This window comes from Streptomyces sp. L500 (genome assembly GCF_054551825.1).
Window position 1 is genome coordinate 14,605 of record NZ_JBTOLC010000005.1, and the last position, 13,824, is coordinate 28,428.

Consider the following 13,824-nt stretch of genomic DNA (forward strand, 5'->3'; position numbering starts at 1 on the left):
TCGCGGAACCCGGTGGGACCGGACGGTCGTCCTCCCACCCGACGCCCCGGCCAGGAGCGTTCGGGTCAGCCCCGCGTGCCATGATCACCTATCGTCCGGTACCGGGGGCGAGCAGCGATGGAGCAGTGAGGACAGCCGATGCCGCAGGCGCACATGGAGGAGACGGGCCTTGAGGGAGCGGGCCCCGCGCGGACCGATTCCGGGGCCCCGGCGCTCCAGAGCCGGCTGGACCGCTGGCGCCGCCAGTGGCAGGGCCCCGGCATCTGGCGGCGCGGCGTCGTGCTCGCGGTTCTCGCCGGTCTGCTGGGCCTGCTGATGCTGATCCACGCCGACCTGCCGAACAAGGTCGGCAACCTCGGCAGCCTCACCGAGACGTTCCTGCCGTGGCTGGGCCTGTTCGTCCCGGTGCTGCTGGCCCTGGCGCTGTGGCGCCGCTCGGCCACCGCGCTGATCGCCCTGTTGCTGCCCGCCGTCGCCTGGGTCAACCTCTTCGGCGGGCTGCTGACCGACAAGTCCGGCAAGGGCGGCAACTTCACCGTCGCCACCCACAACGTCAACGCCGAGAACCCCGACCCCGCCCGCACCGCCCGGGCCGTCGCCGCCTCCGGCGCCGACGTCGTGGCCCTGGAGGAGCTCAGCGACGCCTCGCGCTATGAGAAGGCGATGGCGGGCACGTACAAGTACCACTCCGTGCAGGGCACGGTCGGCGTGTGGAGCAAGTACCCGCTGACGGACGCCGGGCCGGTCGACATCAAGATGGGCTGGACCCGAGCGCTGCGCGCCACGGTCCAGACGCCGCAGGGCCCGGTGGCCGTCTACGTCGCCCACCTGCCCTCGGTGCGGGTCAAGTTCAACGCCGGCTTCACCGCCGGGCAGCGCGACAACAGCGCCCAGGCGCTCGGCCAGGCCATCGCCCGCGAGCCGGTGAAGAAGGTCGTCCTCCTCGGCGACCTCAACGGCACCATGAACGACCGCTCCCTCGCCCCCGTCACCTCCCAGCTCCGCTCGGCCCAGGGCGCGGCCGGCGACGGCTTCGGCTTCAGCTGGCCCGCGAGCTTCCCCATGGCCCGCATCGACCAGATCATGGTGCGCGGCATGGACCCGGTCTCCGCGTGGACCCTGCCTGCGACGCCCAGCGACCACCTGCCGGTGGCGGCCCGCGTCAAGATCTGAGGCCAAGGTCCGAGGCACGGACCCTTACGGACCGAGGCACGGACCTTTACGGGCCCTTACCCGGGAGTTCACCTCCCGGGTAAGGGCCCGTGGCCGTACCCCGTAGGCTGGAAGGCTGCTCCATACACCCTTCGCATCCTTCCGCCCTTCGAAAGGCCTCTCATGCCCCTGGCGCTGCTGGCGCTCGCCGTCTCCGCCTTCGGCATCGGAACGACCGAGTTCGTGATGATGGGCCTGCTGCCCAATGTCGCGGACGACCTCGGCACCTCCGTCCCCACCGCCGGCTACCTGGTCTCCGCCTACGCCCTCGGCGTCGTCTTCGGCGCCCCCCTGCTCACCGCCCTCGGCGCGCGGATCCCGCGCAAGCGGATGCTGATCCTGCTCATGGCGGTCTTCACGGTCGGGAACCTGGCCTCCGCGCTCGCCCCCTCCTTCGGCACGCTCGTCGCGGCCCGCGTCCTGGCCGGACTGCCGCACGGCGCGTTCTTCGGCGTGGGGTCCGTGGTCGCCGCCCGCCTGGTCGGCGAGGGACGGCAGGCCCGGGCCGTCTCCATGATGTTCCTCGGCCTGACGGTCGCGAACATCGTCGGCGTCCCCGCGGCCACCCTCCTCGGGCAGCACCTGGGATGGCGCGCGACGTTCCTCGTCGTGGCCGCGATCGGCCTCGCGGCGATGGCCGCCCTCGCCCGGCTGATCCCCGAGCTGCCGCCCGAGCAGGGCGGGGGACTGGCCAAGGAGCTGCGCGCCCTGGGCGGCCGTCAGGTGCTGCTGGGCCTGCTGACCACGGTCTTCGGCTTCGCGGGCGTCTTCGCCGTCTACAGCTACCTGTCCGCGATGGCGGTGGAGGTCACCGGCTTCTCCGAAACCTCGGTCACGTTCGTGCTGGCCCTCTTCGGCACCGGCATGACCCTGGGCGTCCTCGCGGCCGGCCCCCTCACCGACCGCGCCCCGCGCCCCACGCTCTACGGAGCCCTGGCCGGCCTCGCGGCGGTCCTCGTCGTCTTCGACCTCACCGTGCACGTGAAGTGGGCCGCGCTGGTGACGGTCGTCCTGCTCGGCGCCGCCGGCTCCATGACCAGCACGCCCCTCCAGATGCTCATCATGAACAAGGCCAAGGCCGCTCCCACCCTGGCCGCCGCCTCCAACCACTCGGCCTTCAACCTTGCCAACGCGGGCGGCGCCTGGCTCGGCGGCGTCGCCATCGCGGCGGGCTGGGGCTGGACCTCGCCCACGCTGGTGGGCGCGGCCCTGGCGGTGGTGGGCCTGGCGATCGCGGTCCTCGCGGGCGCCCTGGACCGGGGAGAGACCTCGCGTGTGGTCACGGGGGCACACTTGGAGCATGTGCCGCAGCATCAAGACGCTCAGACCGCCGGCCACACCCGAGCCCACTGAGGCCGACGTCCGCGCCGCCGCCCTCCAGTACGTCCGCAAGATCTCCGGCTTCCACGCCCCCGCCGCCCACAACCGGGCCGTCTTCGACGAGGCCGTGGACGCGGTGGCGGAGGCGACGGACCGGCTCCTGGCCGGGCTGGTCGTGCGCGGTGCGTCGTCCACGAACTCGTCCACGAACGCCGGACGGGCCGGCCAGGTGGCCGGCCCGTCCGGGGGCTGATCAGGGGTCGCGGGTTCGATCAGACCGTCTCGCGCCAGCCGTTGGTGATGGGGAGGCGGCGGTCCTTGCCGAAGCCCTTCGGGGAGATCTTGGTGCCCGGCGGGTACTGGCGGCGCTTGTACTCCGCCGTGTCGACCAGGCGCAGGATCCGGGTGACGAGCTCCGGGTCGAAGCCCGCCGCGACGATGTCGGCGCGGCCCCGGTCGCGGTCGACGTAGAGCTCCAGGATGCGGTCGAGGACGTCGTAGTCCGGGAGGGAGTCCGTGTCCACCTGGCCGGGGCGCAGCTCGGCGCTCGGGGGCTTGGTGATGGAGTTCTCCGGGATCGGCGGGGTCTCGCCGCGCTCGGCGGCCGCCTGGTTGCGCCAGTTGGCGAGGCGGAAGATGCCGGTCTTGTAGACGTCCTTGATCGGGCCGTACGCGCCGACCGAGTCGCCGTAGAGGGTGGAGTAGCCGCAGGCCAGCTCGGACTTGTTGCCCGGGGCCAGGACGATGTGGCCCTCCTGGTTGGAGATCGCCATCAGCATCGTGCCGCGCAGCCGGGACTGGAGGTTCTCCTCGGCGAGGCCGGTCAGGCCCAGCGAGCCCATGTACGCGTCGAACATCGGGGCGATCGGCACGGTCCGGAAGTGGAGGCCCGTCCGGCGGGCGAGCTCCTCGGCGTCGGCGATCGAGTGCTCGGAGGAGTAGCGCGACGGCATGGCCACGCCGTACACGTTGTCCGCGCCGACCGCGTCGCAGGCGATCGCGGCGACCAGCGCCGAGTCGATGCCGCCGGACAGGCCGATGAGGACGCTCCGGAAGCCGTTCTTCTCCGCGTACGCCCGCAGGCCCGCGACCAGGGCCGTGTAGACCTCCTCGTCGTCGCCCAGGTGGGGGGCGAGGCCGCCGGTGAACTCCGGCTCGTAGGCGGGGAGGGGGTCGGCGGAGACGGTGACGTGCTCGACGCGCAGGCCGTCGTCGACGACGCCCGAGGGGGCGGTCGCCGGGGCGGCCGGCAGGTCCAGGTCGAGGACGAGGCAGGTCTCCTCGAACTGCGGGGCGCGGGCGATGACCTCGCCGTCGCGGCCGACGACGATCGAGTCGCCGTCGAAGACCAGCTCGTCCTGGCCGCCGGTCGTCGCGAGGTAGGCGGTGACGCAACCGGCCTCCTGGGCGCGCTTGCGCACCAGCTCCAGCCGGGTGTCGTCCTTCTCACGCTCGTAGGGGGAGGCGTTGATGGAGAGCAGCAGCCCGGCACCGGCGGAGCGCGCGGCGGGCACGCGGCCGCCCTCCTGCCAGAGGTCCTCGCAGATGGCCAGCGCCACGTCCACGCCGTGGACGCGCAGCACGGGCATCGTCTCGCCGGGCACGAAGTAGCGGAACTCGTCGAAGACGCCGTAATTCGGCAGGTGGTGCTTGGCGAAGGTCAGCACGGCCTCGCCCCGGTGCAGCACCGCACCGGCGTTGCGCGGGGCCCCGGCGGGGCGGCCCAGGCGCGGGCGGGCCTCCTCGCTGCGGTCCAGATAGCCGACGATCACGGGCAGCTCGCCCAGGCCCTCGGCCTGGAGGCGGGCGGCCAGCGCGCGCAGCGCGTCACGGCTGGCCGTGACGAAGGAGGAGCGCAGGGCGAGGTCCTCGACGGGGTACCCCGTCAGCGCCATCTCGGGAAACGCCACCAGGTGGGCGCCCTGCTCGGCGGAGCGCCGGGTCCAGTGGACGATCCGCTCGGCGTTCCCGGCGATGTCGCCGACGCGGGAGTCGATCTGGTTCAGGGCGAGACGAAGTTGAGCCACGCGCCTCAGTGTAATCGTCTGACTGACGCGATGTGGTGTGAGGGCGGCCACGGCGACTCGGGAGAGATCCGTACCGATCTGGCCACGGAATGTGATCTTGTGACAAGCTGCGCGATCTGCCCATGGGGTGTCCTGCCGTGGGTCGGGTGATGTTTTGTCAGCATTAATCCCTAGGAGACCCGTTGAGCACGCAGCCGCCGCAGTGGAATCCGCAGCCTCCCGACAGTGGTCCCTACCCCCCGGCCGTGCCCGGCCAGGGTGCCCCCGGCCCGTACCAGGGCGGTTACGCGCAGCAGCAGCAGCCGCAGCCGCCCTATGGCGGGCAGCCGCCGCAGTACGGCGGCGGTCAGCAGCCTTATGGGGGGCAGCAGCCTTATGGGGGTGCGCAGTCTTATGGGGGTCAGCAGCAGCCGCCTTATGGCGCGCCGCAGCAGCCCTACGGCGGTCAGCAGCCCCACGGTGGCCAGCAGGCGTACGGCGGCCAGTCGCCCTACGGTGAGCAGCCGGCCTACGGCGGCCAGCCGCAGCCCTACGGTCAGCAGGCTTCCGGCTACGGCTATCCGCCCGCCGCCCAGCCCCCGGCCCCCTACGGGCAGCCGCAGGGCTCGGCCCACTACGGCCTGGCCATGAAGCGCCGCAACATCTTCGGCGTCTGGCTGGGTCTGCCGATCATCACCCTCGGGATCTATCTCCTGGTCTGGTACTACAAGATTCACAAGGAGATGGCGGAGTTCGACAGCCGCCGAAAGATCAGCCCGGGTGGCAGCCTGCTCACCATCATGTTCGGCGGCATCCTGCTCGTTCCGCCGTTCGTGTCCATCTACAACACCGGCAAGCGCATCGCCGACGCCCAGCGCGCGGCCGGTCTCCAGCCCAGCTGCAGCGGCGGTCTCGGCCTGCTGCTCATCTTCCTCTTCGGCCTGTGGCCGCTGTACTACCAGAGCGAGCTCAACAAGATCGTCGACCACTACCGGGGGACCGCGCCCGGCACCCAGGTGCCGCTCGCGGTCTGAGCCCGGGTGAACCGGTGAAGGGGAGGGCCCGGTGCGGGGCCCTCCCCTTTTCCCGCCCTACGCGCGGTAGCCGAGGACCGTCATCATCCCCGACTCCGCGTGGTAGACGTTGTGGCAGTGGATCATCCACAGCCCCGGGTTGTCCGCGTCGAAGTCGACCTCCAGCCGCTTGCCCGGCAGCACGATGGCCGTGTCCTTGCGCGCCCCGCCGCCCGGCAGCGCGAACGTGTGCCCGTGCAGATGCATGGGGTGCCACATCGTGGTGGCGTTGACGAAGGCGAGGCGCACCCGCTCGCCCGCCGCCACCGGCTGGCGGTAGGAGGGCGAGTACGTCCGTCCGTTGATCGCCCAGTCGTACTTCGCCATCGAACCCGTCAGCTTCAGCGTGATCGTGCGGTCCGGCCGGCGCTCCTTGAGCGCGACCCCGCCCTCCGCCTTCAGCCGGTCCGCCGTCAGCGGGGCGCTCTCCAGCTCCCGGGGGCGTACGTCCGCCCCGGGCGCCGAACCGCCGCCCGTCCGCAGCAGGGCCAGCGCGGCGTGCTTCTTGCCCTCGGCCAGCGCGGTCAGCGGGAAGACGCCGTCCTTCACCTCCACCAGGACGTCGTAGCGCTCTCCCATACCGAGCAGGAGCGCGTCCGTCTGTATGTGCTCGACGGGGAAACCATCCGTATGGGTGACGGTCATCCGGTGATCGCCGAGGGCGACGCGGAAGGCGGTGTCGCCGCCCGCGTTGATCAGCCGGATCCGGACCCGGTCGCCGGGCTTCGCGGTGAAGGTCTCCGGATCCTCCGGCGTCCGCCCGTTGACCAGGTAGTACGGATAGGCGACATCGCCGGCGTCACCGCCGAGGACGTCACTGGTGGCGCCCATCAGCATCCGGGGCGGGCCGGTGGGGGAGGGGGAGGAAGCCGTTGTCATCGACATGTGCGACATGTCGTGCCCCCCGCCATGGCTCATCCCGCCCCCGCCGTGGTCCATGCCGCCCATGTCCATGCCCTTGGCGAGCTCCGCGAGCACCGCGTCCGGAGTGCTGCCGTCGACCCCGTCGACCCAGTCGTCGAGCACGACGACCCACTCCTTGTCGTACTTCAGCGGCTCCTTCGGGTCCTCCACGATCAGCGGCGCGTACAGCCCCCGGTCCTGCTGGGTGCCGGAGTGCGGGTGCAGCCAGTACGTGCCCGGGTGGGTGACCGTGAAGCGGTAGTCGTGCGACGCCCCCGCCGCGACCGGGCGCTGTGTCAGCCCCGGGACGCCGTCCATGTCGTTGCGCAGCGCCAGCCCGTGCCAGTGCACGGACGTGGGGACGGGCAGGTGGTTGGCGAGGGTGAGCGCGAGGGTGTCGCCGGCCGTGACGCGGACCTCCCGGCCGGGCAGCGCGTCGCCGTAGGCCCAGCTCGCGACCGTACGGCCGCCCCCCAGGTCCAGCCGCGCGGGAGTCGCGGTGAGCCGCACCTGACGGACCGGGCCCGTGCCGCGCCGGGCCTCGGCGGCCGCCACCTCGCGGCCGTCGGGGGAGACGAATCCGCCGGGGGTGGCGGAGGGGGAGGGGCTGCCGCCGCTGCCCGTCGAGCAGGCGGCCAGCAGTCCGCTTCCGGCAGCGGCGATCCCCGCGCCGAGCACGGCGCGGCGGGTGGTTGTGCGCATGGGAGTGCACCTCTGTGGTGTCGGTGGGTGTGCGTGATGACGGGCGCGTGCGCTGCCGCCGACGAGGCGGGCAGCGGAACGCGCCCCTATACGCGCAGTACCGACAGCCGGGCGAGGGCCTTCTGTCGTGGCGGGGGCGGGACGGGCCACAGCGCGCGCGAGAACCACGCGCGGGCGGCCACCGGGCCCGTACCGGGCCGGTCGCGGAAGAAGCGGAGGAAGGCGGCCAGGGCGAGGGCGAGCAGGAAGGCCGTGGCCGACCCCGTGCCGAGCACGGCGAGACATACGGACAGTGGATCCATGCCGCGGTGACCGCCGCCGTGGGGGGTGGACGCTGCGGGAACGGAAGCGTGGCCCGCACCCGGTGTGGCGTGGCCGACCGATGCCATCGCGTGCCCGCCGGATGCCGTCGCGTGCGCCCCCGGCATCGCGTCGCCCGCCGTCCCGGCGGTCACCGCCACCGCCCCGTGGTCACGCGGGTGCCCGAGTGTGTGCATCGTCACGATGCCGAGAAGCAGCGCGGCGAACAGCAGCAGCCGGCCGCACCACGCGGCGACCCTCCGCCGTCCGTGCATCGCCCGCCTCCACAAGCCCGTTGACCTCCGGGCACCCTACCCCTCCGGGGTATCCGCCCTCCAGGCGGGCAGCGGAGCGAGCCGAGGGCGCGATGTGCGAACGGCGGCCCGGAGGCCCGATTATGGGACGAAACCGCTCGACGAACCGCACACGCGTGACGCACCGCCCGAAGGACGCTCTCCCAGCAATGACCATCACGGAACAGGTCCGGGACGAACGTCCCCAAACGGCTGCCCCCGCCACCGGAGCCGACGCAACAGGATCCGGCGCCACCCGCATCCAGTTCATCTCCTGGGCGACGCTCGCGATGATGACCACGGCGTCCGTGGCCAACCTCCGCCCGGCCCCCTCCATGGCCCTCTACGGCCTCGCCGCCGTCTTCCTCTACCTCCTCCCCGCCGTCGTCTTCCTGCTGCCGACCGCCCTGGTCTCGGCCGAGCTGGCCTCCGGCTGGACCGGCGGCATCCACCGGTGGGTGACCGAGGGCCTGGGCAAGCGGCTCGGATTCCTCGCGGTCTGGTGCCAGTTCGCGATGACCATCGCGTACTACCCCAGCCTGCTGGCCTACGTGGCGAGCACCTTCGCGTACGTCATCGACCCGTCCCTCGCGAACAACGGCCTCTACGTCGCGCTCGTCATCGTCGTCGTGTACTGGGCCGGGGTGCTGATCTCCGCGCGCGGCACGAAGGCCGTGGCCGGGCTCTCCAGCGTGGGGCTGGTCGTCGGCACGCTGATCCCGGGCGTCGTGCTCGTCCTCCTCGGCATGGCCTTCCTCGCCCAGGGCAACCCGTCGGCCGCGCCCATGGACGGCGGCCATGTCCTGCCGCCGTGGACCGGGCTCGCCAGCCTCGTCCTCATCGTCGGCAACTTCCTGTCGTACGCGGGCATGGAGATGAACGCCGTGCACGTCTCCTCGCTGCGCGAGCCCGGCAAGGAGTACCCGCGCTCGGTCTTCGCCGCCACCGGACTCGTTCTGCTGATCTTCATCCTCCCCGCGCTGGCCATCAGCTGGGTGATGCCGGGCAAGGACCTGAGCCTGACGGCCGGTGTGATGCAGGCATTCCAGGGCTTCTTCGACCACTTCCACGTGGGCTGGCTGACCAAGGTCGTCGGCGTCCTGCTCGTCGCCGCGGCGCTCGGCGGCATGCTCACCTGGCTGGCCGGGCCCTCGCAGGGCCTGCTGATGGTCGCCCGTCAGGAGGGCTATCTGCCGCCCGCCCTGCAGAAGCTCAACAAGAACGGCGTCCCGCGCAACATCATGGTCGCCCAGGGCGCCCTGACCACGCTGATCGCCCTGCTCTACGCCTTCATCCCCGACGTCTCCAGCGCGTACTGGATCTTCTCGGTGGTCACGACGCAGATCTACCTCGTCGTCTACCTCCTGATGTTCGCCGCCGCCCTCCGGCTGCGCCGCACCCGTCCCGACCAGCCGCGCGGCTTCAGGGTCCCGGCGCTGGGCCTCGTCGCGGGCGTGGGCTTCGCGGCCTCCGTGGGGGCCATGTTCATCGGCTTCGTGCCGCCGGAGCAGTTCGGGGGCCAGCCGCTGTGGCGCTATCTGCTCATCGTCGGCGGCGGGCTGCTGACGCTCGGCTTCCTCGTCCCGCTGGCCTTCCTCGCCCTCCGCAAGCCGCACTGGGTGACGGCCGGGCGACAGGAGGCCACCCCCGTCGAGTAGCTTGTCGGTGCTCTCCGAAGCGGGCCGCCGACGACCGCCGGCCCGCGGGGACGGACCGAGGGGGACTCGATGAGCGCTACGGGCGGCGGCACGCACGGCACGGAACGGCCACCGGGACGGCCGCCGGGCCGGATGCTGCGGGTCGGCGGCGTGACCCTCCACGTGCTGCGCGAGGGCTCGGGGCCCGTGTGCGTCCTCAGCGCCGGGCTCGGCATGGGCTGGTTCGACTGGGAGCCGGTCGTCCCCCTGCTCACCCCGCACCGCACGGTCGTCCGCTTCGACCGCCCCGGGCTCGGCTTCAGCGCGGCGCCGCTGGAGCCCCCCACCGTCGCCGCCGAGGCCGCCCGGATGGCGGGCGTCCTCGACGCGCTCGGGCTGCCGGGCCCGGCCACGGTCGTCGGCCACTCCCTGGCCGGCTTCCACGCCGAGGCCTACGCCCGGACGTACCCGGAGCGCACGGCCGGGCTCGTCCTCGTCGACGCCAGCGTCGTGCCGGACGCCCGGCCCGTGCCCGCCCGCGAACTGCGCACCGCCGCCGCCCGGGTGCGCGGCCGGGCCCTCGCCGCCGCCGGACTGCCGCGCGCCCTCGGCCCCGCCCTGCGCCGCCTCGCCGTCCGCGCCGCCTCCGTCACCCGCCACGACCCCGCCCCCGAGGACGTGGTGCGCCGGACGTACGGCACCGCGCGCGTGGCGCGCGCCATCGTCATGGAGAACGCCCGCTACCGCGACGTCGCCGCCGAACTCGAGGACCTGCGCGCCCACCACGGGCTGCCGCCCGTCCCCGTCACCGTGCTCGCCGCCTCCCCGGGCACCGGCTCCGCCGAGGAACGCCGCTGGCTGGAGCGCCAGCGCGCCCTCGCCGACCGCCTCGACGCCCGCTTCGAGGCCGTGGCCCCGGCCGGCCACCTGCTGATGTACGACCGCCCCCAGGCCATCGCCGCGGCCGTGCTCGCGACTCCGTTCATACGGACCTGAGGCCGCGTACGGCGCCACCCGGTCGGCGGCTGCCGACGGGTGCGGCGTGGCGGGGTGCGCGAGGGTGGGCGGCGGAACGCACCGTCGCGGCGAAGGAGCACCCACGTGAGCACGGAGCACCACGGCATCCCCTTCACCGGTGACCGCGGTGAACCCGGTGGACCGGACCGCGGCGCCCGCTACGTCATCCGCTGGCGGAGCGACCCGCGTTACGTCCTCTGCGGGCACGCCACCGAGGGCTTCGTCGACGTCCGCGACCGCGCCACCGTCTCCGCGCGGCACTGCGGCTGGCACATCGACGCGGACACCGGGATCGTCACCCTCGCCGCCGACGCCGAGGAGTACATCCCCCGGGTGCTGACCCTCCTCCTGGGCCCCTCCGGCCACGGCCCGGCCCTCCGCCGCCTCGCCACCCCCGCCGACCGCGACCAGCGCTGGACCTGGACCGGCCGAGCTCTCCTCAGCCACAAGCACTCCACCGCCGATAAACTCGCCGTCCACGTCGGCCACCGGGCGGGCGAGGGCGCGTACGGCCTGAAGATGGTGCTGCCGGGAAGCGGGGGACCGGAGCACGAGTGGGAGCTGGTCCGGGCGAGCGGCTGATGGTCAACGGGCCCGCCGTGGGGCCGGGCTCCACCGGGACCCGGCCCCACGACACGGCTCGACCGCGGACCGGATCAGGTGATGGCCTTGATGCCCTTCCAGCCGGCGGTGCCCACGAGCACGGGACTGCTGTGGGCGCCGTTCTTGGTGGGGTAGAAGAGCAGGGTGCCGCTGCCGTCCGTGGTCGTGGCCCACAGATCGGTGGTGCCGTCGGCGTTCGCGTCGCCGGGCATGGCGAGCAGCGGACGGTTGGAGCTCTGCCAAGCGGCGGCGCCGTACACCGACGTGGCGCCGACGACCAGGCTGACCGGGTCGATCCCGCCGGTGCCGGCGGCGGGCGCGCCATGATGGGTCACGAGCTGACCGGTGGCGTTGTCACGGACGAGGAGATCGGGGTTTCCATCGCCGGTGAGGTCGCCGGGGGCGATGAGATCCCGGCCGGACCAGCCGCTCTCGGCCAGGGGATAGGCGTCGTCGATGTAGTTGCCGTGGTGCCCCGCGAGGAACCAGAGGCTGTCCCCCACCTTGGCGACAAGATCTGGGGCTCCATCGCCGTTCGTATCGCCGAGGGAGATGATCTGGCTGATCTTCGCTGTCTGCAGCTCGGGGATGAACTGACGCAGCTCCTGCCGGTTGTCGGTGTCGAGGGCCCCGAATCCGGTGTTGCGGTAGATCCACAGCTTGCCGTCGGGGTGACGGGCGACGAGGTCGTCGTATCCGTCGTTGGTGTAGTCGCCCCGCCGAGTGATGAGGGTGTCCTGGAAACCGCCTTCGGCGACCACCGTCGCGGGCCCGAACACTCCGTCGCCGGTGCCGGGGTACATGCGGAGCTTGTTGTCGCCGTCCACGGCCCATAGATCGGGGCTGCCGTCTCCGTTCAGATCCCCGGGCTTGTCCTTGACACCCGTGCCGGCGGCGTAGAAGAGGTAGGTGCCGGTGTCCGAGCGGTTGCCGGCGGCGTCCTCGCTGTAGGAGTAGAGAATGTGGGGGCCTGCGCTGGGCGGAGTGAAGGCGACGGTCACGCTACCTCCGGCGGAGGCGGGGCTGGCGACGGTGACCGGGTTCTTGCGGTCGAAGTCGTAGACGTACTTCACGACGTCCTTCGCCCCGCCGCTGCCGAGGGTGAAGGTCCCTTTGGTCCGGGCGGGCGCGCCCGGGATGCCGTCGTCACCGTTGGGGAACTCCTTGGAGCTGACGGTGGGCGGTGTGCTGGGGCGGGACTTGTCGACGGTGAAGCGGCAAGGCGTATCCGGCCGCCAGGAGGATGTCGTACGGCCATCGTCCGACCGTACCTGCCACTGGTAGGTGACGCCGTCCTTGAAGATGTCCTTGGGGACGATCACCTTGGCGACGCTGCCACTGGTGACGGACACCGTCTCATTGAAGACGGCGGGATCGCCATCCTTGATCCACATGTTGAACCGGGTCCGCAGCGTGCCGCCGTCGGGGTCGGAGACTCTGGCATAGAGCTGGACGTCGGTGTTGCCGATCTGCTGGGCGGGGGCCGCGTCGCAGGCGACGGAGGGGCTGCTGCCGTAGCTGGTCGGATTGTCGGGGCGCCGGTTGTACTCGACGATCAGCTTGGGGTCGCTGCTGAACTTCTTCCAGTCGTAGACGTTCGACTCGTTGCTGGCCCGCAGCCCGATGGTCATGGTCGACCACGCCTTCTCGGCGGCCTCCCTCGCCATTGAGGTGACGTCGAAGTCCACGCCCTTGTCGGAGCAGCCGAATACGTCATTGCCGTGGGAGAAGTTCAGCGTCTTCACCTGTCTGATCCACCGGGGCTGGTTGTTCCAGGTTGTGGACGAGGAGATGGTGCCGGTGTCCCACAGCTCCACGGGTCTGGCATCGCAGGACCAGGAGTGGGTGTTGACGATGTTGAACTGGGCGTCGATGATTTCGGCTCCGGCCAGACCTTTTGAGTCCATCTGGAAGAAGGACCTGGCCGTTCCGCCGTCGTCGCCCTCGTGGCCGATGCGGGCCTCCGAGGTGCTCTTGCCGTTGCCACCCCATCCCGTGCCGTTCCAGAACGAGGAGTTGGGCGTCGGCTTGTAGGCGATGGTCCAGGCCTGGCGCCTACCGCCGAATTTCGGGTCGATGTAGACGGGGTAAGTGGTGTCCTTCCCGTTGAGCACCGACTGGTCGGGCGTCAAGGTCAGTTTTCCGCTGTCGTAGGAGAGCCCGACGTTCGCGTGCTTGACTCCCGGTTCGAGGTCGGCGGCAGTCGGCGCGGCCGCACTCCTGAGGGAAACAGCGCGTTTGCCGTCCGGCCTCACCGATGAATCCCACATGCGCGGCGTGGACGAGGTGAAGAGTTCCTGACCCGCCGGGTTGAGGGCGCGTACGGTGCCGGTCACCTTGTCGACGTCGACGCGTAGCCCCCGTGCCTCCAGGCCGAGTTGAAGTCGCTGGAGTCCCGGGTTCCTTGCGGCCTCGGCGTTCTTGACGACGAGAACCTGGGAGATGGTCTCGGCCGTCGCCCGGACCTTGAGGTCCACCCCGGCGAACACCTCAGGATAGGTGGCCTCGTTGGCGTCGAGGACGGGCGTGGGGAGGCGCTCGGGCCACTGGATGGACAGACGACGCCCCTGCTCCGTGAGCGTGGCGAGCGTGGTGTCGCCACCTGCGGAGAAGGTGGCGTCAAGGGTGGTGGCCTTGGGGGCGATGCGGTCCCCGGCGTGCTGCAGAGCGGTGTCGATGGGCACCAATTGGCCATTTTTCCGGGCGCGTACGGGTTGGGCATGCTGGGTGAGCGTAAACGTACCGGAAGGGGTGGCCA

12 protein-coding genes are annotated in these 13,824 nt (G+C 71.8%); 7 read left to right on the forward strand and 5 right to left on the reverse strand.

Annotation, left to right across the window (positions count from 1 at the left end):
• Nucleotides 1-138: 138 nt before the first annotated feature.
• The 3 genes from ACX9I7_RS07685 (at nt 139) to ACX9I7_RS07695 (ending at nt 2,785) form a co-directional block, all read left to right on the forward strand.
• Nucleotides 139-1,173, forward strand: coding sequence for an endonuclease/exonuclease/phosphatase family protein (locus ACX9I7_RS07685; RefSeq protein ID WP_189451849.1), 1,035 nt, complete (start codon nt 139-141; stop codon nt 1,171-1,173).
• A 162-nt stretch (nt 1,174-1,335) separates the two neighbouring features.
• A complete protein-coding gene (locus ACX9I7_RS07690; protein ID WP_459386882.1) occupies nt 1,336-2,565 on the forward strand; it encodes an MFS transporter in 1,230 nt (409 codons plus the stop codon).
• Nucleotides 2,513-2,785 (forward strand): DUF2277 domain-containing protein, encoded by a 273-nt coding sequence (locus tag ACX9I7_RS07695; protein WP_459386883.1) that lies wholly within the window; start codon nt 2,513-2,515, stop codon nt 2,783-2,785. The genes ACX9I7_RS07690 and ACX9I7_RS07695 overlap by 53 nt, the downstream gene beginning before the upstream one ends.
• A 19-nt stretch (nt 2,786-2,804) precedes the next feature.
• Here ACX9I7_RS07695 and ACX9I7_RS07700 read toward each other — a convergent pair whose 3' ends face one another.
• Together ACX9I7_RS07700 and ACX9I7_RS07705 are read right to left on the reverse strand one after the other, a co-directional pair.
• The gene (locus ACX9I7_RS07700) at nt 2,805-4,559 is read right to left on the reverse strand and encodes an NAD+ synthase (protein ID WP_387574491.1); all 1,755 of its coding nucleotides are present in this window, start codon (nt 4,557-4,559) and stop codon (nt 2,805-2,807) included.
• A 170-nt stretch (nt 4,560-4,729) separates the two neighbouring features.
• Nucleotides 4,730-5,173, reverse strand: a complete 444-nt coding sequence (locus ACX9I7_RS07705; RefSeq protein ID WP_459386884.1) for a hypothetical protein — start codon at nt 5,171-5,173, stop codon at nt 4,730-4,732.
• Between the two features lie 12 nt (nt 5,174-5,185).
• On the opposite strand from ACX9I7_RS07705, the gene ACX9I7_RS07710 reads away from it, so the two are divergent.
• The gene (locus ACX9I7_RS07710; RefSeq protein ID WP_387574486.1) at nt 5,186-5,572 is read left to right on the forward strand and encodes a DUF4234 domain-containing protein; all 387 of its coding nucleotides are present in this window, start codon (nt 5,186-5,188) and stop codon (nt 5,570-5,572) included.
• A gap of 57 nt (nt 5,573-5,629) precedes the next feature.
• On the opposite strand, the gene ACX9I7_RS07715 is transcribed toward ACX9I7_RS07710, so the two are convergent.
• Together ACX9I7_RS07715 and ACX9I7_RS07720 are read right to left on the reverse strand one after the other, a co-directional pair.
• Nucleotides 5,630-7,216 (reverse strand): multicopper oxidase family protein, encoded by a 1,587-nt coding sequence (locus ACX9I7_RS07715; RefSeq protein WP_459386885.1) that lies wholly within the window; start codon nt 7,214-7,216, stop codon nt 5,630-5,632.
• Nucleotides 7,217-7,302: 86 nt separating this feature from the next.
• Nucleotides 7,303-7,791 (reverse strand): hypothetical protein, encoded by a 489-nt coding sequence (locus ACX9I7_RS07720; RefSeq protein WP_459386886.1) that lies wholly within the window; start codon nt 7,789-7,791, stop codon nt 7,303-7,305.
• A 188-nt stretch (nt 7,792-7,979) separates the two neighbouring features.
• Between ACX9I7_RS07720 and ACX9I7_RS07725 the strand changes: the two genes are divergently transcribed.
• From ACX9I7_RS07725 to ACX9I7_RS07735, 3 genes are all read left to right on the forward strand, one after another.
• Nucleotides 7,980-9,467 carry an APC family permease gene (locus ACX9I7_RS07725; protein ID WP_459386887.1) on the forward strand — a complete coding sequence of 496 codons (1,488 nt, stop codon included), beginning with the start codon at nt 7,980-7,982 and terminating at the stop codon, nt 9,465-9,467.
• Between the two features lie 69 nt (nt 9,468-9,536).
• Entirely contained in the window at nt 9,537-10,442 is a 906-nt protein-coding gene (locus ACX9I7_RS07730) for an alpha/beta fold hydrolase (RefSeq protein ID WP_459386888.1), read from the forward strand.
• A 105-nt stretch (nt 10,443-10,547) separates the two neighbouring features.
• Nucleotides 10,548-11,045, forward strand: coding sequence for a hypothetical protein (locus ACX9I7_RS07735; RefSeq protein WP_358239777.1), 498 nt, complete (start codon nt 10,548-10,550; stop codon nt 11,043-11,045).
• A gap of 74 nt (nt 11,046-11,119) precedes the next feature.
• Here the strand turns inward: ACX9I7_RS07735 and ACX9I7_RS07740 are convergent, their stop codons facing one another.
• On the reverse strand, nt 11,120-13,750 hold the full coding sequence (locus tag ACX9I7_RS07740; protein WP_459386960.1) for an FG-GAP-like repeat-containing protein: 2,631 nt from the start codon (nt 13,748-13,750) through the stop codon (nt 11,120-11,122).
• Between the last annotated feature and the right edge of the window lie 74 nt (nt 13,751-13,824).